General features: G+C 73.1%; 18 protein-coding genes. 11 read left to right on the forward strand and 7 right to left on the reverse strand.

What is annotated here, in order from left to right; genetic code table 11:
- Nucleotides 1-30 precede the first annotated feature (30 nt).
- On the forward strand, nt 31-1,059 hold the full coding sequence (locus CPH93_RS35935; RefSeq protein WP_159395080.1) for a hypothetical protein: 1,029 nt from the start codon (nt 31-33) through the stop codon (nt 1,057-1,059).
- On the forward strand, nt 1,056-2,276 hold the full coding sequence (locus CPH93_RS30890; RefSeq protein WP_159395081.1) for a hypothetical protein: 1,221 nt from the start codon (nt 1,056-1,058) through the stop codon (nt 2,274-2,276). The genes CPH93_RS35935 and CPH93_RS30890 overlap by 4 nt, the downstream gene beginning before the upstream one ends.
- Before the next feature lie 82 nt (nt 2,277-2,358).
- On the opposite strand, the gene CPH93_RS30895 is transcribed toward CPH93_RS30890, so the two are convergent.
- The gene (locus CPH93_RS30895; RefSeq protein WP_096214720.1) at nt 2,359-3,099 is read right to left on the reverse strand and encodes a leucine-rich repeat domain-containing protein; all 741 of its coding nucleotides are present in this window, start codon (nt 3,097-3,099) and stop codon (nt 2,359-2,361) included.
- Between the two features lie 71 nt (nt 3,100-3,170).
- Here CPH93_RS30895 and CPH93_RS30900 point away from each other — a divergent pair, with 71 nt between their 5' ends.
- From CPH93_RS30900 to CPH93_RS30910, 3 genes are all read left to right on the forward strand, one after another.
- Nucleotides 3,171-3,356 carry a hypothetical protein gene (locus CPH93_RS30900; protein WP_096214721.1) on the forward strand — a complete coding sequence of 62 codons (186 nt, stop codon included), beginning with the start codon at nt 3,171-3,173 and terminating at the stop codon, nt 3,354-3,356.
- 10 nt (nt 3,357-3,366) lie between these two features.
- Complete coding sequence (locus CPH93_RS30905) at nt 3,367-3,762, forward strand: ACT domain-containing protein (protein ID WP_093481972.1); 396 nt, start codon at nt 3,367-3,369, stop codon at nt 3,760-3,762.
- Nucleotides 3,763-3,859: 97 nt separating this feature from the next.
- A complete protein-coding gene (locus CPH93_RS30910) occupies nt 3,860-4,360 on the forward strand; it encodes a hypothetical protein (RefSeq protein ID WP_006607186.1) in 501 nt (166 codons plus the stop codon).
- Between the two features lie 126 nt (nt 4,361-4,486).
- Here CPH93_RS30910 and CPH93_RS30915 read toward each other — a convergent pair whose 3' ends face one another.
- Both CPH93_RS30915 and CPH93_RS30920 read right to left on the reverse strand, forming a co-directional pair.
- Nucleotides 4,487-6,478: an N-acetylmuramoyl-L-alanine amidase gene (locus tag CPH93_RS30915; RefSeq protein ID WP_096214722.1), complete on the reverse strand. Its 1,992-nt coding sequence runs from the start codon at nt 6,476-6,478 to the stop codon at nt 4,487-4,489.
- 558 nt (nt 6,479-7,036) lie between these two features.
- Complete coding sequence (locus CPH93_RS30920; RefSeq protein ID WP_096214723.1) at nt 7,037-8,170, reverse strand: aminoglycoside phosphotransferase family protein; 1,134 nt, start codon at nt 8,168-8,170, stop codon at nt 7,037-7,039.
- A gap of 285 nt (nt 8,171-8,455) precedes the next feature.
- On the opposite strand from CPH93_RS30920, the gene CPH93_RS30925 reads away from it, so the two are divergent.
- The gene (locus tag CPH93_RS30925; RefSeq protein ID WP_096214724.1) at nt 8,456-9,985 is read left to right on the forward strand and encodes a DNA-binding protein NsdB; all 1,530 of its coding nucleotides are present in this window, start codon (nt 8,456-8,458) and stop codon (nt 9,983-9,985) included.
- 191 nt (nt 9,986-10,176) lie between these two features.
- On the opposite strand, the gene CPH93_RS30930 is transcribed toward CPH93_RS30925, so the two are convergent.
- Nucleotides 10,177-11,643, reverse strand: coding sequence for a PP2C family protein-serine/threonine phosphatase (locus tag CPH93_RS30930; protein ID WP_096214725.1), 1,467 nt, complete (start codon nt 11,641-11,643; stop codon nt 10,177-10,179).
- 310 nt (nt 11,644-11,953) lie between these two features.
- On the opposite strand from CPH93_RS30930, the gene CPH93_RS30935 reads away from it, so the two are divergent.
- From CPH93_RS30935 to CPH93_RS30955, 5 genes are all read left to right on the forward strand, one after another.
- Nucleotides 11,954-13,369 (forward strand): hypothetical protein, encoded by a 1,416-nt coding sequence (locus CPH93_RS30935; RefSeq protein ID WP_096214726.1) that lies wholly within the window; start codon nt 11,954-11,956, stop codon nt 13,367-13,369.
- A 617-nt stretch (nt 13,370-13,986) separates the two neighbouring features.
- Nucleotides 13,987-15,114: a glycosyltransferase family 4 protein gene (locus CPH93_RS30940; protein WP_093481966.1), complete on the forward strand. Its 1,128-nt coding sequence runs from the start codon at nt 13,987-13,989 to the stop codon at nt 15,112-15,114.
- A complete protein-coding gene (locus CPH93_RS30945) occupies nt 15,111-16,349 on the forward strand; it encodes a glycosyltransferase (RefSeq protein ID WP_096214727.1) in 1,239 nt (412 codons plus the stop codon). The genes CPH93_RS30940 and CPH93_RS30945 overlap by 4 nt, the downstream gene beginning before the upstream one ends.
- Entirely contained in the window at nt 16,346-17,281 is a 936-nt protein-coding gene (locus CPH93_RS30950) for an SGNH/GDSL hydrolase family protein (RefSeq protein ID WP_096215660.1), read from the forward strand. The genes CPH93_RS30945 and CPH93_RS30950 overlap by 4 nt, the downstream gene beginning before the upstream one ends.
- Entirely contained in the window at nt 17,278-20,913 is a 3,636-nt protein-coding gene (locus tag CPH93_RS30955; protein WP_096214728.1) for a hydantoinase B/oxoprolinase family protein, read from the forward strand. Before CPH93_RS30950 ends, CPH93_RS30955 begins: the two co-directional genes overlap by 4 nt.
- A gap of 41 nt (nt 20,914-20,954) precedes the next feature.
- On the opposite strand, the gene CPH93_RS30960 is transcribed toward CPH93_RS30955, so the two are convergent.
- From CPH93_RS30960 to CPH93_RS30970, 3 genes are read right to left on the reverse strand one after another with little or no spacing between them, the layout of a single operon-like run.
- Nucleotides 20,955-21,818: a biotin-dependent carboxyltransferase family protein gene (locus tag CPH93_RS30960; protein WP_096214729.1), complete on the reverse strand. Its 864-nt coding sequence runs from the start codon at nt 21,816-21,818 to the stop codon at nt 20,955-20,957.
- Nucleotides 21,818-22,438 carry a 5-oxoprolinase subunit PxpB gene (gene pxpB / locus CPH93_RS30965; RefSeq protein WP_096214730.1) on the reverse strand — a complete coding sequence of 207 codons (621 nt, stop codon included), beginning with the start codon at nt 22,436-22,438 and terminating at the stop codon, nt 21,818-21,820. The genes CPH93_RS30960 and pxpB overlap by 1 nt, the downstream gene beginning before the upstream one ends.
- Nucleotides 22,435-23,211, reverse strand: a complete 777-nt coding sequence (locus tag CPH93_RS30970) for a LamB/YcsF family protein (protein ID WP_096214731.1) — start codon at nt 23,209-23,211, stop codon at nt 22,435-22,437. Before CPH93_RS30970 ends, pxpB begins: the two co-directional genes overlap by 4 nt.
- Nucleotides 23,212-23,398: the final 187 nt, after the last annotated feature.

Here is a 23,398-nt window from a genome sequence, read left to right on the forward strand (position 1 = left end):
CGACATGTGTGCAGCGGGGGAGGACGGCAAATGACCACAGGAGCGCCAGCGGCTGCGGGGCCGGCTGACGAAGGGCGTGATCCAGCACCACGTCAGCTGAATGATGCCGAAGGCGAGGCAAGCGAATTACGCAACGCCGCCGCATCTCCCTCAGCAGCACGTGAGAATGAGGAACCGTCACCGGGTCTGGACGGGGCTGCTGGCGCTGCCGGAACTGCCGGGGCTGCCACCAACACCACCACAGAGCCTGGAAACGATGAGGAATCATCCTCCCAACCCACCATGGGTCAGCGCTTTCGACGGTGGCTGGGCACGGTGCCAGGGCTGGCCGCCTCCACAGTGGTCACCACGGCATGCGCGGCAGCCACGACCGCTGCCTTCACCGGCGGGGTCCATCTGTGGTCGGATCCGGCGTCGGTCTCCACCACCGTAGAGACCGATCCCTTGCGCATCGACGCCGAAAAGACTCTCGTACAGCTCATTCCCGCTGACCGCTTCGATCGTACGAGACCCGACAAAGGGTGCGCGGGATTCTGGGACTGGGCACGGAAACGGGGCGCGGTGGACGACGGAAGCACGATGCTGCAACTCACCGTGACCAACAGCGGGCCCAATGCGGCATTGATCACCGGAATGCGGGCCGAGGTGCTCTCCCGGACCCCTGTTTCCCACATGGTCGAGGCCACGTGTCCGACACAGGGCGAAGCCCAGGTGTACGCCGTGAACATGAATCTCGACGAACCGCAGCCGGTCGGCGTCTATCAAAAAAAGGGAAAGCATCATCCGCTGGACTTCACCGTCGCGGCAGGGGAGCTGGAAACCTTTCTGGTGACGGCCGACATCACGCACGGCGCATCGAAGTGGAAACTCGCTGTCGATGTGGTGGAAGACGGTCACAAGCGGACTCTCGTGGTGGACAACGACGGCAAGCCCTTCGCTACAGCCGCACGCCCGAAGGGAATTGAGTCCTGGACCCTGGATCCTCACGCCAACGGTGACTGGCACGCAGCAGGGCATGTGGAAGGCGCCTCGGGCCGTCCGCAAGGCCGGACATCGTGAACGGACCTTTGCCTTCTGCATCGGGGGCCGACCCCGGGCAGCAGGTCCGCAAGCGGGCCCTGAGCAGGCCGGCAATCATTGTTGTGCTGGCGCTGGCGGCGACGGTCGGCATCCTCCTGGCCCTGGTGGTCGTCCCCGATGAATCCGGCACGGGCGCCGGCGGTACGGGACAGGGAAACACCTCTGCACAGTTCATCGCTCCCCATCCCACGCCACTCCGCACGGTCGTAGCGGGGCAGCCCGTCACCCGGGTGGCCGCGGGCCTCCATTCGCTGGCCTACGGCACCAACACCGGCGGGGTCTATCTTGAGTCGGGCCGCACGGGATTACGGCGGATTGCCGTACTCACCCGCCCCGTGGAAGTGCTTTCCTTTGACTCCACCGGCCGCTGGCTGGCCGCTGCCGACACCGATATGCAGCTCGCCGTGGCAGACACCCGCCACCCCCAGGCGCCGGTCATCAGACAGCGACTGCAGGTGGCGTCTCGCTATTACAGCGGTCTGCCTCCGCGGATGCTCGCCATCGATACCACCGGCAGCCACGTCGCGGTGCAGACGGACATGATCGCCGTTTACAGTCTGCGGGACCACCGCCCCCCGCACTGGCTGGACTTCAGTAATCCGTGCGATTCCCCCGATGACCTCGCCTTTGTCAAAGGCGACCTCATCGCGGCAACTCAGGGTTGCGTCAACGTATGGAATTCCTCAACTCTGCGACTGTATCGCCGGGCTTACCCGCCCACCAGCGGCAAAGCGCGCATCGGTCAGGGGCGCGTCCTGTTCGGCACCTTCAGCCATGTCTTTCTGCTGAACTACCGCGCGACGGACCCGCTGCCCCACCCGCCCGTCCCGGGTCCCGAAAACCCCAAGCCCGTTCTGGGCCGTGTCATCGCCGACAAGACCATCAGCACGCGGCGAAGTCCGGTACAGCCCCTCGCGGACGACGGCCGGATCGCTGCCGCCGAACAGGATTTCCGCCTGACATTCTGGGATACCGCTTCCCACCGAATCCTGGGCCACACACCTCTACCCGTCTCGCCCTCGTGCGCAGCGGACAAAAAGCAGGCTACCGCGCAGTTCTACTCCTCCCTCTCACCGGACAGCAAAACAATGACGGTGACTGCGGTTTGCGGTCCCGCACGCACGGGATTGGCCCCTGAAGAAGAACAACGCCGCACCACCTACCATCACTGGGAAATCGCCTATCCGACGCCGTGATCGGCCCGGAGCGCACGGTGCTGCATGTCCGTTGCCACTGCCCGGCCGGCTCGACTCCACCCGTGCGGTCGAGCCCGTCAGGTCAGGTGAGGACCACACACCCCTTCTCCCGTAGTGCCAGGACCGGCTCTGCCGTGTCCTCCACCGCGTTCCAGCGCAGATCCAGCTTCTCCAGCGACGGGAGCTGCGCCATCCAGGGCGGCAGCGCCTCGATCCGGTTGCCGCGCAGGTCGATCCGGCGCAGCAACGGCAGCCCGCGCAGCGCTTCGGGGACGGCGGGCAGGGCGTTGTCCCGCAGCTCCAGCACCCGCAGTTCGTGCAGCGCCGCGAGGCTCGTGGGCAGCGCCGTCAGCGCATTGCCGCCGAGCCACAGCTCCCTCAGGCGGCCGAGCCGCCCCACGGACTCGGGCAGGTGGGTCAACTCGGCCCGCTGCGCACGTAGTTCGACCAGGCCGGCCATCGTGCCGAGCGCGGCGGGCAGCCGGCCGAGCGGATTCTCGCCGACGTTGAGATAGCCGAGCCGGTCCAGCCCGCCGAGGGCGTCCGGCAGGGCGGTCAGCCGGTTGTCGTGCAGGTACAGGAAGCGGGTCAGCCCGGCGAGCTCGCCGATCTCGTCGGGCACCGCCGTCAGCAGGTTGTGGCCGAGGTCCAGGGTGTGCAGCGCCCGCAGCCCGCCGAGCGCCGGCGGGATCACGGTCAGGGCGTTGTCGGCGAGGATCAGCACCTCCCAGTCCTGCCGCCGCCAGACCTCGGACGGCACCGAACGCAGTCCCGCCTTCCAGAAGTTGAGCACACGGGACGCGGCGGGCCCGGGGTGCGGCATGGGAGGTCCTTCCGGAACGCGGTGGCGGATCCCGGCTGCGGCCGGCCGAACAGCTCGGGCAGGAGGCCTCCGTGCCCGACCGGCGGCAGACGGGCGGATGGTGCGGCGCGCGCGGCGGTCAGCCAGGCCGCGAGGCCGCCGAGCGGCCCGCTGGCGTCACCGTCGGCGCGGTATCGGCACCGTACCCCTCCTCCTGCGACCACCCCGCCCCGGCCGCCTGCCACCACGAGCTCCGCACCCGCCGCGCCGCCCCGTAGGCTGGCCGGCATGACCGGCGAACGTGATCTGAGGACCCTGCTGAGCGGAATGCGCCCCGAGCTCAACGCCGGCCGCTATGTCTTCACCACCGTGCCCGGCGCGGTCCCCGAGGGGCTGACACCGGTGGTCACGGTCACCGAGCCCGAGGGCCGCACCCTGGTCGTCCACCAGGAAGAGGCCGACCGGGCGGGCCTGGCCTACGACTATGTCGCCGCCTGGATCACCCTGCGGGTGCACTCCGCACTGGACGCCGTCGGACTCACCGCCGCCGTCGCCACCGCACTGGCCCAGGCCGGTTTCAGCTGCAATGTCGTCGCCGGTTTCCACCACGATCACCTCTTTGTGCCGTATGCCGCGGCCGACGAGGCACTGAGTCGGCTCCGCGCGCTGGCCGACCAGGCCTGACCAGCGGCGGTACGGCGGCCGGCGGTGCCGCGCACGGGGCGTCGCCCTCCCCCGACGTCGGCGCGGCGCGCCCGCCCGGGCCACGTACGATGGCGGCATGTCCTTCCTCCGCCGCCGCAGCTCAGCCACGCCCGCCGGGCCTGACTTCGACGTCCTCGCCATGGACCCCGGGGACTGGCCGGGCAACCTCGGAGCCGGGCTGCTGCCCGCGCCCGACGGCACCTGCCAGGGCGTCTTCCTCCGCTACGACCTGTTCGGCGGCCGCGGCCCCGCGATGATCATCGGCAATCTGCCGGAGGGCTCCCCGGCCCGGGAGCTGGCGGACGACCAGGTGCCCTTCGAGGTGGCACAGCTGCTGGCGGCGCTCGGCAACGACGAGCCGGTGACGGTCGTCGAGAGCGAGGACACCCCCGTGATGCACGAGGACAACCTGCTGATCGTCAAGCGCATCAAGTGCTCCGAGAGCCGGATCTCCTGCGCCCAGTTCGACCGCAGCGACGGTGTGCTGGTCACCATCGCCAGCTGGGACCGGCCGATCACCGACGACCTCTACGCCCTGCTCAAGCCGCTGCCGGCGGAGCTCTTCCAGCAGGGCTGACCTCCCGGCGCAGCACGGAGCGGACACGATCGCGCCCGGTGGACGGATTCCGTCCACCGGGCGCGAGGCGTTCACCCGACCGGTGCCGGTCGTCGCAGCCCCGGACGCACCCCTAGGGGTACTGCCCTAGGACCCCGAACGCCGCACCTCCACATCGGCCGCCCGCACATAGCCGACCCGGTGCCCCAGCTGGATCTCGTAGTAGACGTCCTCGCCGCGCACGATCGCGTGCTTCGACAGGTCGAAGGTCGGGGCGTAGAAGTAGTCGCCCCGCATCCGGCCCCCGACGGCGTACTCCTGGCCGGCGGCGAGCTTGTACGGCAGCGGGGAGACCGACTGGTACGGCACCCCGGCCGGATAGGCCTCCTTCTCCGGGTACGCGCGGCCGTAGACCGGGATCTCCGAGCGGCCGTCCTTCGGCGTCGCGACCAGCCCCTTCGCGTTCACCGCCACCCGGTGGCCGTGCGGATTGCGGAACCACGCCCGCTGCCCGAGGTACCAGATCGCCGTCCAGTCGCCGTCCCGGTCCGCCACCGCGAACTGCTGGCCCGTCGAGGCCCGGGCGCCGGTGTCGTTCACCCCGGTCGTCGAGTCACTGCCGTCCGGATGCAGCCCGATGTCCCTGACCAGGGGTGCGCTCTCGCTCGGCGCGGAGTACAGCCGGACCGCCGTGGAGCCGTGCGGCGCACAGGCCTCTCCGGGCTTCTCACAGCCGGTGTACGCGGGCTGGTTCCGGTCGTAGTCGGGGCGGATGGTGACCAGCCCGCCCCGCGCCCCCGCGGTGGCCCGGAACGGCTTGCCCAGCAGGGTGAAGTAGTGCGCCCAGTCCCAGTACGGCCCGGGGTCGGTGTGCATACCCGGGATCGTGGCCGGGCTCGTGCCGGGCACGTTGTCGTGGCCCAGGATGTGCTGACGGTCGAGCGGTACGTCGTACTTGCGGCTCAGATACTTCACCAGACGGGCCGAGGCGCGGTACATCGCCTCCGTGTACCAGGCGTCCGGTGCGGCGAGGAAGCCCTCGTGCTCGATGCCGACGGAGTGCGAGTTGATGTACCAGTTGCCCGCGTGCCAGGCGACGTCCTTGGTCGGCACATGCTGGGCGATCAGCCCGTCCGAGGAGCGGATCGTGTAGTTCCAGGACACATAGGTGGGGTCCTTGATCAGCTTCAGCGTGGTCTCCCACGACCCCTCGGTGTCATGGATGACGATGGCGCGCACCCGCTGGTCCTCGGGCCGGTCCGCCTTGTCGTGGTTGCCGTAGTCTCCGTCGCCGAACTCCTCGTACGGCGCCGGCACCGACTCGCAGGCGACGGTCCACGGGCACTCCAGCTTGCGCGCTGCGGCCCGGTCGGACGGCGAGCCGAGACGTTTCTGCTGCGCGGCATCGGGGGCCAGCCGCGGCGATGCGGCCAGCGTGACCCGCTGCCCCGCGTCGGTGGTGCGCGACTGGCCGCGGCGCATCACCTCGTACACCTCGTCCGCGAAGGCCTGGCCGGCGCGGGCATCGTCCTGGCCGCCGTAGCGCGCCACGGCGGTGTACCACCGGGCCGGATCACCGGACGCGGACCGCCCCAGCTTGTGCTGCTCCGCGGCGAGCAGCGCCGCCCCGCCGAGCACGTTCGCCGCGGGGTCGGTCCGCAGTTTCTCGGCCGGCAGTCCGGTCAGCTCGGCGGCCGTCGCCAAGGTACGCAGCCGGGCGGGGAGTTCGGCGGGCAGCGCGGCCCGCTTCGCCGGGGCGGCCGTCCTCTTCAGCGGCCGGGCGTCGTCGCCGCGGGCGTCCTCGTCCCCCGTGCTGAACTCCGGCGTCCGGGCCAGGGCCGTACGGGCGTCGGTCAGATGCATCGGGCCGTAGCCCCCGGAGACGCTGGGCGCGCCGTCGTGGCCGTCCCAGCGGGACTCCAGGTAGGAGACGCCGAGCAGCACACTGCGCGGCACATGGAAGCGGGCGGCGGCATCCGTGAACGCCTGCTGGAGCCCGTCCGTCCGGGGCTGCCCGGCAGTGGCGGACGGCGTTCCCGAGAGCGGCAGCAGCAGCACCGCCGCCGCGACGGCGGTGACGGATCTGCGCAGGGCGGGGCGGTGGAATCTGTTCTCGTCTTCCGGGGCGGATCCTCGCAAAGCAACCTCCTCGAGCCGGCCCGAGCCGGGGCGGTGTGACGGTGGGTGCGCAAACGGCCGCACGGGCGGGACCCGAGACTAGAGCCCCCTGTCGACCCAGAGCTATATCTGTGCCGACGGTCCGTCAATCACCGTGCCGGGTCGGGATGTCGCATGTCGCGGCGTCTTACGAGGAGTCTTCCCGGACCCGTGCCGGGCCTGCGGGGCGTCAGTGGAATGGACCAATGACCGGGTGCGGGGAGGACGGCCGCACCGGCGCTTCGGAAGAGGAGGGAGAGGGGCGGCGGCTGCACCGGCGGGAGGAAGACGAAAGCGCGGCTCCTGGACCGGCGGAGAAGACGCACGGGCGCCGGCGGACCGGCGGAGGGAAGACGCAACGACGCCGGCGGACCGACGGAGGAAGACAAAAGAGCGCCGGCCGGACCGGCGCACATGGCTGAGCGGCGCGTCCCGTGCCCGGACGCGCCGCTCACCATCCCCCGAGGGGGTGCCGGCACAGCCCCGTTCATCCGCTCGCAGAACGAGCAGGGCGGGGCTGTGCCGGCACCCCCTCGACGGTCAGCGGGTGCCGACCGCCGCCCGTACCGCACGGCGTGCCATCTGGCAGTCGTCGTGCAGCCGGCGCAGGAGCAGCCGCTGCTCCTCGCCCGCCGCGGGCATACCGGGTTGTCCCGGGCCCGGTGTCCCCGTCGGCGCGGGTTCGTGCATGGTCCGCTGGACCGCGGTCTCATAGCGCCGGATCTCGCGGGTGAGCACCAGCATCAGATTCACCAGGAAGGCGTCCCGCGAGGCCGGGCCGGCGTTCTGGGCGAGCTGGCTGATGTGGCGGCGGGCCACCGGCGCGTCACCGAGCACCGACCAGAGCGTCGCCAGGTCGTAGCCCGGCAGATACCAGCCCGCGTGGTCCCAGTCGAGCAGCACCGGGCCGGCGGGGGACAGCAGCACGTTGTTGAGCAGCGCATCGCCGTGACAGAACTGGCCCTGGGTGTGCGAGAGACCGTGCAGCAGCTTCTGCAGATCGCCCAGGTCCCGGTCGGTGAGCAGCCCCAGGTCGTGGTAGCGGCCGATCCGGCCGGCGTAGTCCAGCGGGGCGTCGAACAGCCCGGCCGGCGGACGCCACAGGTTGATCCGGCAGATCGCGCCGAGCGCGGCGCGGACGTCCGCGCGGGGAGGCGCTTCGGACGGGTGCCGGGTCAGGGCGGCGACCCGGCCGGGCATCCGCTCCACGATCAGCGTGCAGTTGTCGGGGTCGGCCGCCACCAGCCGCGGCACCCGAACCGGCGGACGATGCCGGACGAATGCGCGGTATGCACTTATTTCCTGCCGGAAGCGTTCCGCCCACGCGGGGGACTGGTCCAGTAAACACTTGGCGACTGCGGTCATCCGGCCCGTGGTGCCCACCAGCAGGACGGACTTGCCGCTCCGGCGCAGCACCTGCACCGGGTTGAACTCCGGGCAGATGCGGTGCACCGAGGCGACGGCGGCGCGCAGCTGGGCGCCCTGAGGGCCGGACAGGTCGAGCCTCCCGCTGAGCGGCTGGGTCCCCGTTCCGTACGCCCGCCGGGTCCGGCCGCCGGGGAGGCCGGTGACCGCCCCCGCGGAAGGGGCGGGGTCGAGATACGGCCCGCTTCCGGTGGGGTGCGGACGGTGCGGCCGGGTGGGGGCGGTCACGGCGGACGATGCTGCATACATGGGTGAAACAGATCCCTTCGTGCGCCGGCGAGTTGCGTGCGCTCCCCGGCCCGGTGGTGGGAACCCGTGAACGGGCCCCGTGCAGGAGGCCGATCCAGGGTCCCTGTGCAGGGCGCGCACCCTGGGGAATGCGGTCCCGCCACCAGGCCGGGGGCGGCACGTCTACAGAACACGTGGCGGCGGGTGGCAGACCATCTGGCGCACCCTGGCGAACCCTGGCGAATCCCCACAGCCCCTGTCACCGGCCGTTACTGTCAACTCAGTCGAGGAACCTGGGGGCTTGACGTGGACAGGCAGCCGAACACCCGTCTCGCGGACCTTTTCGGTCTGGCCGGCTGGTCCAAAGGCGAGCTGGCGAGACTGGTCAACCGGCAGGCGGCGGCCATGGGCCACCCGCAGCTGGCGACCGACACCTCGCGAGTGCGGCGCTGGATCGACATGGGGGAGACCCCGCGCGATCCGGTGCCCAAGGTTCTGGCTTCCCTGTTCACCGAGCGCCTCGGCCGTGTCGTAACCATCGAGGACCTCGGGTTCGCAAGAACCGGTCGCTCGGGGAAGCGGCAGGCCCTGGACGGTCTGCCGTGGGCTCCCGAACGGACCGCTGCGGTCCTCACGGAATTCACGGGAATGGACCTCATGCTCAACCGACGCGGCTTGGTGGGTGCGGGCGCCGCACTCGCCGCGGGCTCCGCACTCACCGGCGCCATGTACGACTGGCTGCACTCCGACCCGGCCCCGGCCGGCGCCCCCCGTCCCACCCACGCCTTCGCCACCGAATCCGCCGACGAATTCGACCAGATCGGCCTCGACCGCTACGAGGCGGCCCCCGTGGGGTCCCAGGAGATCGATGCGCTGGAGCGCTCGGTCGAGGTGTTCCGCGCCTGGGACGCGGCCCGCGGCGGCGGGCTGCAGCGCAAGGCCGTGGTGGGCCAGCTCAACGAGGTCGGCGGGATGCTCGCCTACCGCCACCCCGACCATCTGCAGCGGCGGTTGTGGGGGGTGGCCGCCAATCTCGCGGTGCTGGCCGGCTGGATGTCCCACGACGTGGGCCTGGAGCCCACCGCCCAGAAGTACTTCATCATCGCGGCGCACGCGGCGCGCGAGGGCGGCGACCGCCCACGCGCCGGTGAGGCACTCTCCCGCGCCGCCCGTCAGATGGTCCATCTGGGCCGCCCCGACGATGCGCTGGACCTGATGAAGCTGGCCAAGTCCGGCTCCGGCGAAGAGAATCTGCCCCGCACCCGCGCCATGCTGCACACCATCGAGGCCTGGGCGCAGGCGTCCAAGGGCCAGGGCCAGGCGATGCGCCGCACCCTGGGCGAGGCGGAAGAGCTGTTCGTCTCGGACAAGGGCGATGTGCCGCCGCCGTGCTGGATGCAGATGTTCGACGAGGCGGATCTGCACGGCATGCAGGCGCTGGCGTTCCGTACCCTCGCCGACCACGACCCTTCCGCCGCCAGGATCGCCCAGCACCACGCCAAGCAGGCGCTGCGGCTGCGGGAGAACGGCCGTCAGCGGTCCCAGATCTTCGACTACATCTCGATGGCCTCGGCCTGCTTCATCGGCGACGATCCCGAGCAGGCCGACCGCTACGCCCGGCTGGCGCTGGTCTCCATCGGGGAGAACTCCTCCCATCGCACCTGGGACCGGCTGCGCGAGATGTTCCGGCTCACGGGCCAGTATGCGAATTTCGCCAAGATCCAGGACCTGCGTGAGGAGATCCAGCATGTCCTGCCGAAGGCGAAGCCGAAGACCAAGGGATCGGGTCTGGGCCCCGGCATCGGCACGGGCCTCGGCGGGAACTTCTCGGCCTGAGACGGGAGGTGCCCGCCAGGGTGCCGCTGCGTCATCCGTGCGCCAGGAGGACGGGAGAGAGGACGGAGCGTGCTCCGCCCCGCCGTCTCATCCGTCGCCGTCTCATCCGTCCACCGAGGATCCGCCCGCCGAGGCTTACGGGGCGGCCGGCGAAGGATCCGCCGGGCCGTCCTCAGCCGGTGGGGTGTGGGTCAGTCGCCGACCCGGGCGATCAGCACACAGGCGTCGTCCTCGCGCTCGGTGCTGCCGAACTCCTCGACGACGATGCGGACACTGTCCTGCGCACTGCGGGCGGCGGCGAACCGAGGCGCCAGGGCGAGCAGCCGCTCGGCACCCTCATGGGCGCCATCCCCGCCCGGTGCACGGCGCGGTACCAGCCCGTCGGTGTGCAGGACGAGCAGGTCGCCGGGCTCCAGTTGCTCGGTGTGCTGGGTGTAGGCCGCACCCGAGGTCGCCCCGAGGAGTACGCCCTCGGGCGGGTCCAGCGCGCGCCCCGTGCCGCGGCGGAACAGCAGCGGTGCGGGGTGTCCGGCCTGGGCCCACTCCAGCGTGCGCGTCTCGGGGTCGAACCAGCCGCACACCGCGCTGCCGAGGGCCGGCTGGGCGGCGGTGTCCAGTAGTTGATTGAGGAGAGCCATCAGGGGCCCCGGCCGGTGCCCGGCGACCGACATCCCGCGCAGCGCGCCGAGCACCATCGCCATTCCGGACGTGGCGGTGACGCCGTGCCCGGTGAGATCGCCGACGCTTAACAGCGTCTGGCCGTCGGGGAGTTGGAGTGCGTCATACCAGCCGCCGCCGATCAGGGCGGGGGTGCCGGACGGCAGATAGCGCCCGGCGAGGTCGAGGGCGACCGGACCGCCTTGCGGGAACCGCAGGGAGCCGCGCCATGGCGGTAGCACGGCCTCCTGCAGCTCGACCGCAAGCCGGTGCTCGGTCTGCGCGATCTGCCGCTGGCGGTGGAGCGAGTCACGGGTCTCGCGTACCGCCTGCTGGCTTCGGCGCAGTTCGCTGACGTCCCGCAGCACGGCCCACATGCATGCGGTACAGCCGTCGGCGTCGAGCACCGGCTCGCCCACCATGTGCACCGTGCGCCGGCTGCCGTCCGGCCGCACGATGCGGAATTCGCCGTCGATCGGCCGGCCGTCCACCAGACAGTCGGTGACCATGGCGGCCAGCCTCTCCTGGTCCTCGGTGTGCACCAGGGACGGCAGCTCGTCGAGGGTGAGCGGGCCGTCGGACGGGGCCCGGCCGAACATCGCGAACAGTTCGTCGGACCAGCTGACCTCGTCGGTGAGCAGATTCCACTCGGCGCTGCCGACCCGGCGCAGCAGCGCGCCGCGCTCGTGGGCCGCGGGCTCCGGCGGGGCGGCCGGCAGCTCGGCCTCCGGGATGCCGTCGTCGTCACTCTCGGTGGGCAGACCCTCTCTCAGCTGGTCGAGATGGCCCCCGAGGTCGTCGAGGTGGTGCGCGGCGAGATCACACAGCGCCCGCTGCCAGCGCAGCTGCGGGTCGGGGGCGAGGTCGGTGTCCACCGCGGACTCCCGGCGCACCGCGTCGAGACCACCGCGCAGGCGGCGGGCCTGCGTGATGAGTGCCTCGACCGCGTCGCGCTCGGGGGGCCGGTCTGCTGAGTGATCCGCGAAGAGAGGGGACGGCATAACGTACTCCGTGATCAGGCGGCGCCGGGCTGAAGGCCGGTAACGACTGTTGCACAGGCAGCGACCGTCCGTAAGGGATTTGGCACTACCCGATACGGTGGTGCACCCGGCATATGCCCCCGGCTTTTCGGGGCATCCCCGGCCCGAATCGGCGGAATGACGGCTTCCAGGCTAGGCTTCGGCCGCCGTACGCCAGGCGTTCTCCCCGATCCATGGTGGGAACGAGGCATACGGCCCGTGGTCACCGGCAAGAATGCCGGTCAGCGGAAATCCCGTTGCCAGCCCGCCCCCCGCACCGGATGCTGACCTCATGTTCGATCCAGACATAGCGCCCAGTGGCACCCTGCTCGGCCTCCTGCAGCGAGGCCGCGGCGACGGGACCCTGCATGCCCTCGCGGCGCCGCGGGCCGAGGCGCTCGCGGCACTCAACGACAGCGTGCTGCGCGACCCCCGCCGTGACTGGCAGGTCGAGAACCGCTCCCTCTACTACGCGCGCCTCTACATGCAACTCGACGGCGGGCTCGAGGAGATCGAACGCCACCTCTTCCACCCCGACGACCTCGTCGACACCGGAGAGGAGCGCACCGGTCTGGCCCTCGCCGTCCTCGGCCACCTCGCCGCGTACGGCCGGGACGCCGCCCGTCTGCTGCTGCGCAGCTATGCCGCGGCCGGCAGCAACTGGCGCTGGGCCCTGGACGAGCTTGCGCTGCGTGACGACGACGCCGGGCTGCTGACCCTCGCCCCCGCCGTCCTCGCCCGCTTCCCCGAGACCGAGGAGGGCGAGGCCGAGCTGGCCGCCGCGGTCCGGGACGCCTTCGAGCCCCGGCCCTGGCGGCTGTGGGCCGAGGATCCCCGTTACGGTGCGCGACTGGCTGCCGCCGGGGAACAGGGGTCCTTCGACCGCTGGCAGCGGCAGCTGCGGCCCCGCGGGCCGCGCCCCGGCTGGAGCGTGTCCGAGATCCTCCAGTGGGCCCAGGAGGGGCTGGAGCTGGAGCCCGAGGAGCACCGGTACCGCGCCGCCGCCCGTTGCCTGGGCGCCGTCGCCGGGCCCGAGGACCGGCCCGAACTGCTGTGTGCCGCCCGTAGTGCACCGGACGCGGCGCGCGCCGCCGCGCTCCACCACCTCGCCGCGTGCGGCGACCCGGAGGCGCTCGATCTGATCGAGGCCGCGGTCGGCTGCCCCCTCTCCAGTGAGCTGCTGATCTCCGCCGCGCTCGCCTCGTTCGCGCGGATGCGCAGCGTGGCCGCCGTCGAGCGGGCCCGCGGCTGGGCGGCGCGCGGGGACCGGCTGGGTGCGTCCGCCGCCGCGATGCTCGCCCGGCGCGGCGGGCTGCACGACACCGAACTCGTCCTGGCCGCCCTGCGCCGTACCGTGCGCGAGGAGGGCCCGGACGCGGACGGCCTGTGGGAGCTGGTCGACGGCACCGGACGGCTCGGCGTCGGCTGCGCCGCTCCCGTCCTGCGGCACATCTACCGCGAGACATCCTCCTCCCACCTCCGCGGCCGGGCCGCCGCCGCGCTCGCCGCCACCGATCCCGGGTTCGCGGCCGGCTTCGCCGTCGAGTGCCTGTGGGACTGCGAGGAGACCACCCGCGAACTGGCCGCCCGGCACGCCGCCACGGGTGACGACCGGGTCGTCGAACAACTCCGCCGCCTTGCCGCCGATCCGGCGGAGGAGGCCGAGGTCCAGACGGCCGTCCGCAGCCGGATCGGACCGGAGTCCTAGGCTTGTCGCTGCGCTTTGCGGCGCGCCCCACGTTGTCGGCTTTCCCGCCGTGGGTGTTGTTCGCCGTTGCGCTTTGCGGGCGGCGCACGTTGTCGGCTTTCCCGCCGTGTGGGCTTTTCGCCGTTGCGCCTGCGGCGGGCTGGGTGGTTGTCGGGTGCGGTGACGGGCCTCCGGGGCCTGGTGTGTGGACTGCTTCGCTTTACGTCCACACACCAGGCCCCTCCGGCCCGTCCCCTCCCGTGGGGGGAGTACTTGACGGTGGGTGGGGGCGGGCCACTCGTAGCCAGTTCACTGCGACCGACAAAGGCGCACTGGACCACCTACAAACACCCCCACCGGCCTGATTCCTCCCCCACTCACGGGAGGGGCCGAGCCGCAGGACGAAGTCCGGAGGAGCGGCACCGCACCCAACAACCCACGCCCGCCGCAGGCGCAGCGGCGAACAACCCCCACGGCGGGAAAGCCGAAAGCGTGGGGCGCGCCGCAAAGCGCAACGGCGAACAACCCCCACGGCGGGAAAGCCGACAACGTGGGAAGTCAAAAACTCTCATGGGACGTTCTCCGGTTGGAAAGATCCCCTTGGTCCCCTCCACGCACGGCACGCCGAGAACAGCCGTATGCGTGTCGCCCTCGTCACCGAATCCTTCCCGCCCGATGTCAACGGCGTAGCCCACTGCGCCCTGGAAACCGCCCGGCACCTCGTCCGGCGCGGTCATGATCCGCTCGTCATCGCACCGCTCGGCGGCGCCGCGCCGACCTCCGGTACCCAGGAGAGCCCCTGCCCCGTGGTCCGCGTGCCCTCGGTGCCGCTGCCCGGTTATCCGCAGGTGCGGATCGCGCTCCCCGGGCGGCGGCTGTCCGCCGCGCTCGCCGGGCACCGCCCCGACGTGGTGCACCTCGCCAGTCCTTTCGTCCTCGGCGCCCGCGCGATGGCCGCTGCCACCCGGCAGCGGGTGCCCGCGATCGCCGTCTACCAGACCGACCTGGGCCGTTATGCCCGTACCTACCTCGGCGGGGGTGCGGCCACGGCCTGGCGGCGGATCAAGGCGGTGCATGCCGCCGCCGACCGCACCCTGGCGCCGTCCAGCGCCGCCCTGCTGGACCTGACCGAGCACGGTGTGCCGCGGGTGCATCTGTGGCCGCGCGGTGTCGACTCCGAACGGTTCCACCCCGGGCGGCGCGATGCGGTGCTGCGCAGCTCGCTGGCCGCGGGGCGGGAGTTGCTGGTGGGGTATGTGGGGCGGCTGGCGCCGGAGAAGGACGTCCGGCTGCTGGCCGAGACCTCTCGGCTGCCCGGCGTCCGTACCGTCGTCATCGGCGACGGCCCCAGCGCCGCCGGGCTGCGGGCCGCGCTGCCGGAGGTCCGCTTCATGGGCCGCCGTACCGGCGACGAACTTGCCCGTCTCTACGCCTCGTTGGACGTCTTCGTGCACACCGGGCCGTATGAGACCTTCTGCCAGACCGTGCAGGAGGCGATGGCCTCGGGTGTGCCGGTGGTGGCGCCGCGGGCGGGCGGCCCGCTCGATCTGGTGGACCACGGCCGTACGGGGCTGCTGGTGACACCGGGCGATGGCGCCGCCTTCCGGGACGCGGTGCGCTTCCTGGGGGGCAGCGCCGAGCTGCGCGCCCGGTACGGTGCCGCGGCCCGCAGCGCCGTCGCGGAGCGCACCTGGGAGGCGGTGGGCGACCAGTTGCTGGCCCACTACGAGGCCGTGCTCAGCGACCGGACGGCGGTGGCGGCATGACCGGGCGGCACGACTCCGGCCTGCGCATCGTCCGGATCGCCAATTTCGTCACCCCGGCCTCCGGCGGGCTGCGCACGGCACTGCGCGAACTCGGCGCGGGTTACCGGGCCGCCGGCCACGAGCCGGTGCTCATCGTGCCCGGACCGCCGCGGCCGGACGGGGCGGGCACGACGGCCCGGATCCACGACGAGGACACCGCGCAGGGGCGGGTGATCACCCTGCCGGGGCCGGAACTGCCGGGCAGCGGTGGCTACCGCATGCTCACCGACCGTCCCCGGCTGCAGCGGCTGCTGCACGCGCTGGCCCCCGACCGGCTGGAGGTCTCCGACCGTACGACGCTGCGCTGGACGGGGGAGTGGGCGCGCCGGGCCCGGGTGCCCGCGGTGATGGTCTCGCACGAGAGCGTGGACGGGGTGCTGCGCACCTGGGGCGTCCCGCAGCCGCTCGCCCGCGCCGCCGCGGACCGGCTCAACACCCGTACGGCGCACGCCTACAGCCGGGTCGTGTGCACCACCGAGTGGGCGGCGGCGGAGTTCACCCGGGTCGGCGCGCGGAACGTGGTGCGCGCACCGCTCGGTGTCGATCTCGACGCCTGGCACCCGGACTGCCGCAGCGCCGCGCTGCGCCGGCGCAGCGCGGGCCGGGCGGAGGTCCTGCTGCTGCTCTGCTCCCGGCTGTCGCAGGAGAAGCGGCCGGGACGGGCCCTGGACGCCCTGGCCCAGCTCCGCCGGCGCGGGGTCGACGCGGCCCTGGTGGTGGTCGGTGACGGGCCGCTGCGCACCCGTCTGGAGGCCCGGGCACGGGACGAGCGGCTGCCCGCGGCGTTCCTCGGGCACCTCGCCGACCGGCCCCGGCTCGCCGCGCTGCAGGCCGCCGCCGATGTCGCGCTGGCGCCCGGGCCGGCCGAGACGTTCGGGCTGGCCGCCCTGGAGGCGCTCGCCTGCGGCACGCCGGTGGTCGCCAGCGCGGCCTCGGCGCTGGCCGGTCTCGTCGGCAGCGGCGGCGACACGGCCCTCGACGACGGGCCCTCGTACGCCGATGCCGTCCAACGGGTGCTGGCCCGGCCCGAGCCCGCCCGGCGCGCGGCCGCCCGCCGCCGGGCCGAGGGCTACGGCTGGCAGCCCGCCGTCGACGCCTTCCTCGCGGCGCACGACGCGCCCGCACCGCTGGCCCGTCCGCTCGCCGCCGCGGCCGCGCCGTACCCGGCCGGTCCGAGGGGCGGGTGGCGACGGTGAGGAGGGAGGGGAGGGCGGCCGGCGACCGTTCCCCGGCCCCGGCCCGTTTCGTCGCGCTCGGTGACTCGCTGACCGAAGGGCTCGGCGACCCCGTGGCGGACGGCGGCTGGCGCGGCTGGGCCGCCCTGCTCGCCGGGGCGCTGGGGGAGCGGCCGGGCGATGTGGAGCTGGTGAACCTGGCGTGCAGCGGCGCACAGACGGCGGACGTGGCCGAGCGGCAGCTGCCCCTGGCACGCGAGCTGCGTCCGCGGTTCGCCTCGCTGATCGTCGGGGCGAACGACACCCTGCGCGCCGCCTTCGCCATCGAGCGGGTGACGGCCGCGCTGGACCGGGCCCATGGCGCGCTGAGCGCCGACGGAGCCGTGGTGCTGACGGCCTGTCTGCCCGACCCCGGCCGGATGCTGGGGCTGCCCGGGCCGCTGGCACGTCCGCTCGCCCGCCGGATGCATGCGGTCAACACCGTGGTCCATGCGGTGTCCGCCCGCTACCAGGGCGTGCATCTGCACCTCGCCGACCACCGCTGGGTCGCCGAGCGCGCCTCGTGGAGCGTGGACCGGCTGCACCCCAGCGAGCGCGGCCACCGGCTGCTGGCCCGCGGCTTCCATGCGGCGCTCGCCGCCGCCGGCCTGCCCGTCGGGCCGCCGCCCGAGCTCACCCTCGACGGCCCGCCGCCGACCCGCGCCGGATCGGCCGTGTGGATGGCGACCCGGGGCACCCGCTGGGTCGCCGACCGGTGCACGGACCTGCTGCCCGGCCTGCTCGCCCTGGCCCTCCAGGAGTGCCGGCACGGGGTGGCCGGCTCCGGCCGGCTGCTGGACGCCGCGGCCGAGCGCGCCACCCGTACCGCGCTGGCCGCCCTGACCGAGCCGGGCGGCGGCGCGCTGGGGAAAACCGCCGGGACGGTGAAGGGCGCTGCGACAATGGCAGGATGACCGGGCGCTGGGAGTTCTGGATCGACCGCGGCGGCACCTTCACGGACGTCGTCGGCAGGCGGCCGGACGGGCGGCTGGTCACCGGCAAGCTGCTCTCGCACCACCCGGAGCGCTATCGGGACGCCGCGGTGGCCGGCATCCGGATGATGCTGGGGCTCGGCCCGGACGAACCGGTGCCCGCCGAGCGGGTCTCCGTCGTCAAGATGGGCACCACCGTCGCCACCAACGCCCTGCTGGAGCGCAAGGGTGAGCCGACCGTCCTGCTGACCACCGGAGGCTTCCGGGACGCCCTGCGGATCGCCTACCAGAACCGGCCGCGGATCTTCGACCGGCACATCGTGCTGCCCGAGGCGCTCTACGACCGGGTGATCGAGGTACCGGAGCGGATCGGCGCGCACGGCGAGCTGGTCCGGCCGCTGGACGCCGACCCCGTCCGGCGGGCGCTGATCCGGGCCCGTGCGGACGGCCTGCGCAGCGCCGCCGTCGTGCTGCTGCACGGCTACCGCCACACCGACCACGAGCAGGCCGTCGCCGAGCTGGCCAGGCGCGCAGGCTTTGCGCAGGTCAGCTGCTCGCACGAGGTCAGTCCGCTGATGAAGCTGGTGCCCCGCGGGGACACCACCGTCGTCGACGCCTACCTCTCCCCGATCCTGGGCCGGTACGTCGACGAGATCGCCGCCGAACTCCCCGGTATCCGGCTGATGTTCCTGCAGTCCAACGGCGGGCTGCGGCAAGCCGAGCACTTCCGCGGCAAGGACGCGGTGCTCTCCGGCCCCGCCGGCGGTGTCGTCGGCATGGCCCGCAGCGCCGCCGAGGCCGGCGGCCACGACCGGGTGATCGGCTTCGACATGGGCGGCACCTCCACCGATGTGTCGCACTACGCGGGCGAGTTCGAGCGGGTCTTCGGCAACGAGGTCGCGGGCGTGCGGATGCGCGCCCCGATGATGAACATCCACACCGTCGCGGCCGGCGGCGGCTCCGTCCTCCACTTCGACGGCCGCCGCTACCGGGTCGGCCCCGACTCGGCCGGCGCGGACCCGGGGCCGGCCTGCTACCGCCGTGGCGGACCGCTCACCGTCACCGACGCCCAGGTGATGCTCGGCCGCATCCAGCCCGCCCACTTCCCCGCGGTCTTCGGACCGGACGGCGACCAGCCGCTGGACGCCGAGGTGGTCCGCGCCCGCTTCGCCGAGCTCGCCGCGCGGGCCGCCGCCGAGACCGGGGACGACCGCGGCCCTGAAGAGGTCGCGGCCGGCTACCTCGACATCGCCGTGCTCAATATGGCCAACGCCGTCAAGAAGATCTCCGTCCAGCGCGGCCGCGACATCACCCGCTACGCCCTCACCAGCTTCGGCGGCGCCGGCGGCCAGCACGCCTGCGCGGTCGCCGACGCGCTGGGCATCGGCACGGTGCTCGTCCCCCCGCTGGCCGGGGTGCTCTCCGCGTACGGCATCGGTGTCGCCGACGCCACCGCGATGCGCGAACAGGCCGTCGAGGCGGAGCTCACCGACCCCGACGCGCTGGGCCGGGTGCGCGAGGTCTGCGACGCGCTCGCCGGACAGACCCGGCGCGAACTCCTCGACGACGGGGTCCCGGACGAGTCGGTCACCACGCGGGCCCGGGTGCTGATCCGCTATGCGGGGACCGACTCCACCATCGGCGTCCCGCTGGCCGACGCCGACACGATGACCGCCGACTTCGTCCGGGCGCACCGCGCGCGCTACGCCTTCACCATGGACAAGCCGCTGGTGGCCGAGGCGGTCTCGGTCGAGGCGCGCGGCACGGCCGGTGGCGCACGCGGGTACGAGGCCGGATCCGGTGGCCGGGAGGGGGAGTTGCGGCCCGCCGCGACGGTCCGGATGTACACGGCCGGACGGTGGCAGGACACCGGCCTCTACCGGCGCACCGACCTGCGCCCGGGCGATGTCCTCACCGGCCCGGCGATCATCGCTGAGCAGGACGCGACCACGGTCCTCGACCCCGACTGGCAGGCCGAGACGGGCGAGGCCGGCCACCTCCTGCTGACCCGGACCCGGCCGCGTACCGACCGGGTCGCGGCCGGCACCGAAGCCGACCCGGTGATGCTGGAGGTCTTCAACAGCCTCTTCATGGCCATCGCCGAGCAGATGGGCGTCCGCCTGGAGAACACCGCACACTCCGTCAACATCAAGGAGCGGCTCGACTTCTCCTGCGCCCTCTTCGACGCCGACGGCAATCTGATCGCCAATGCCCCGCACATTCCGGTGCATCTGGGCTCGATGGGGGAGTCCATCAAGGAGGTGCTGCGACGCCGCCGCGGGGAGATGCGGCCGGGCGACGTGTATGCGGTCAACGACCCGTACCACGGGGGCACCCACCTCCCGGACGTCACCGTCGTCACCCCGGTGTTCGCCGAGGACGCGCCGGACGGTCCGGCCGGCACCCCTCCCGACCTGCTCTTCCTGGTGGCCTCCCGCGGCCATCACGCCGAGATCGGCGGCATCACCCCCGGCTCGATGCCCGCCTTCAGCAGCACCATCGAGGAGGAGGGCGTCCTCTTCGACAACTGGCTGCTGGTCCGCGACGGCGCATTGCGCGAACGCGCCACCCGCGACCTGCTCACCGCCGGCCCGTATCCCTCCCGCGCTCCGGACGCCAACCTCGCCGATCTGCGCGCCCAGATCGCCGCCAACGAGAAGGGCATCGAGGAACTGCGCCGGATGACCGGGCAGTTCGGCCTGGACGTCGTCCAGGCCTATATGGGGCACGTCCAGGACAACGCCGAGGAATCGGTGCGGCGGATCATCGCGCAGCTGTCGGACGGCAGCTGCCGCTACGAAACCGACAGCGGGGCCGAGATCCATGTCGCGCTGACCGTCGACCGCGCCGCCCGCAGCGCCGTACTCGACTTCGCCGGCACCTCACCCCAGCTGCCCGGCAACGCCAACGCGCCCACCTCGGTGGTGATGGCGGCCGTCCTGTACGTCTTCCGCACCCTGGTCGCCGACGACATCCCGCTCAACAGCGGCTGCCTCAAGCCCGTACGGGTCCGCATTCCGGAGGGCTCGATGCTCGCCCCCGTCTTCCCGGCGGCCACCGTCGCGGGAAACGTGGAGACCTCCCAGGCGGTCACCGGCGCCCTCTACGCCGCCCTCGGCATCCAGGCCGAGGGCTCGGGCACCATGAACAACCTCACGTTCGGCAACGACCGGGTGCAGTACTACGAGACCGTCGCCAGCGGCTCGGGCGCGGGCGACGGCTTCCACGGCGCGGACGCCGTCCAGACCCATATGACCAACTCCCGGCTGACCGACCCCGAAGTGCTGGAATGGCGTTACCCCGTCCGGGTCGACGCCTTCAGCCTCCGCGCCGGCAGCGGCGGCAGGGGCCGCTGGCACGGCGGCTGCGGAGTCGAGCGCCGGCTGCGCTTCCTGGAGCCGATGACCGTCGCCCTGCTGACCAACCACCGCCGGGTAGCGCCGTACGGCATGGCGGGCGGCTCCCCGGGAGCGCTGGGCGTCAACTCCCTTGAGCGGGCGGACGGTTCGCGCGAGGACCTCGCGGGCTGTGACGCGGCGGACGTCGGCGTGGACGACGTACTGGTGATGCGTACACCGGGCGGCGGGGGATACGGGACGCCGGAGGAGGGCTGACCGGCGGCCGGCCGGGGCCTCAGCGCGCCGGGACGGTACCCCTACCGCATCCGGAGGAACCGGACCGGCGTCCCGGGTGCTGCCTGCGCCGCGGGGGCCAGGAAGCGCTCGGGGACCACGCCGATGACCGGGTAGCCGCCGGTGGTCGGGTGATCGTGGAGGAAGAGGACCGGCAGGCCGTTCGGCGGGACCTGGAGGGCGCCCAGCGCCATGCCCTCGCTGGGGAGTTCACCGGCCCGGGCGCGCTCCAGGGGCGGGCCCTCGGTGTGCAGCCCGATGCGGTTGCCGGCCGGGGAGACCCGGAAACGGCCGGTGACCAGCGTGCGCAGGCCGGCGTCGGTGAACCAGTCGTCGCGCGGGCCGGGCAGGAACGGCAGCAGCAGCTCGGCCACCGGGCCCGGGTGCGGGACGGCGTCCGCGGTGGCGGGCGGGCCGTGCGGGTCGCCCAGGGGGAGGACCGCGCCCTCGGTGAGCGGGTCGGGGCCCAGACCGGAGAGCAGGTCGGCGGCGCGGCTGCCGAGGACCGGCTCGGTGGCGATGCCGCCGGCGAAGGCGAGGTAGGAGCGCAGCCCGTGGGTGGCCGGACCCGCGTCCAGGACGGCGCCCGCCGGGACGCGTACCGGGGCACCCCAGGGGGCGGGGCGGCCGTCGACGGTAACCGGGCAGGGGGCGCCGGTGACGGCCACGGTGGTGGCTGTACGGACCCGCAGTGCACAGCCGGTGAGCGTGGTCTCCAGGGTGGCGGCGGAGTCGGGGTTGCCGGCCAGGCGGTTGGCGAGGCGGTGTGCGGGGGCGTCCAGGGCGCCGGCGCGCGGCACCCCGAGGTGGGCATGGCCGGGCCTGCCGAGGTCCTGGACGGTGGTGAGCGCTCCGGCCCGGACGACCGAGAAGGCGCGGTCGGTCATCAGGCGGTCTCCTGCGGGACGAAGCGGACGCGGGTGCCGGGGACGAGCAGCGCCGCCGGCTCCCGGCGCGGGTCCCACAGGATGGTGTCGGTGGTGCCGATCAGCTGCCAGCCGCCGGGGGAGGAGCGGGGATAGACCCCGGTGTACGGGCCGGCGAGGGCGACCGAGCCGACCGGGACCTTGGTGCGGGGGGTGTCACGGCGCGGCACGTGCAGCGGCTCCGGGAGCCCGGTCAGATAGCCGAAGCCGGGCGCGAAGCCGCAGAAGGCGACGTGGAACTCCGTGGCGGAGTGCAGCCGTACGACCTCCTCGGGGGTGACGTCCCACAGGGCGGCGACATCGGCGAGGTCGGGGCCGTCGTAGCGGACCGGGATCTGCACGGTCGGGCGGTCGCCCGCGGTCAGCGGCGGAATGTCCCAGGCGGCCAGTTCGGCGAGCAGCCCGCGGGGGTCGGCGAGGCCGTCGAGGAAGACCGTACGGGCGGCCGGCACGATCTCGCGCAGCGGCGGCAGCGCACCGTCGGCGGCCCGCCGCAGCAGTTCGGCGTGCAGGGCCTCGACCTCCTCGGCGCTGTCCAGCTCGATCAGCAGCCCGTGCTCCCCGACGGGCAGCGGTTTCATACGAAGCTCCGGATGTGGACGCCGGACGCGGTCAGTTCGGAGCGGACCCGCCGGGCGAGGCCGGCGGCGCCGGGGGTGTCGCCGTGCAGGCACAGGGAGCGGGCCGTCAGGGCGACGCGGGTGCCTTCGCGGGAGGTGACGGCGTGGTCGCGGGCCATGCCGAGGGCGCGCTTGACGACCTCGTCCGGGTCGTGGATCACCGCGTCCGGCTCGCGGCGGGGCACCAGGGTGCCCTCGGCGGTGTAGGCGCGGTCGGCGAACGCCTCGCCGACGACGGGGAGTTGAGCCTCGCGGGCGGCCTCGTGCAGCCGGGAGCCGGGCAGCCCGAGAACCGGCAGGGCGCCGCCCGCGGCGCGGATGCCGGCGATGACGGCGTGCGCCTGCTCCTCGTCGTGGACACAGCGGTTGTAGAGCGCGCCGTGCGGCTTGACGTAGCCGACGCGGGCGCCGGCGGCGCGGGCGAAGACCTCCAGTGCGCCGATCTGGTAGGTGATCTCGTCGGCGAGTTCGTCCGGCGGGACGTCCATCGCGCGGCGGCCGAAGCCGGCCAGATCGCGGTAGGAGACCTGGGCGCCGATCACGACGCCGTGCGCGGCGGCCAGTTCGCACACCCGGCGCATCGTGGACGGATCGCCGGCGTGGAAGCCACAGGCGACATTGGCGCTGGTGACGACGGCGAGCAGGGCCTCGTCATCGGTGAGCTGCCAGCGGCCGAAGCCTTCCCCGAGGTCGGCGTTGAGATCGATGACGCAAGGAGCCGCTGGGTCGCTCATGTCTGTCCGTTCCGGGGGTGCTCGGTGCCGGGTGGGATACGGGCGCGGGCGGCCCGTCGGCGGGTGGGGGCGCGCGGTTCGTCCCGGCCGGCCCGTATCCGCAGTGGTTCTCCCCCGAGGGCACGCGAGCCGACCGTCGTCGGGGACAACGTAGGGGATCGTTGAACGATCCGACAAGGGGTGTGCC

The organism is Streptomyces sp. 2323.1 (assembly GCF_900221035.1).
Lineage (GTDB): Bacteria > Actinomycetota > Actinomycetes > Streptomycetales > Streptomycetaceae > Streptomyces > Streptomyces sioyaensis.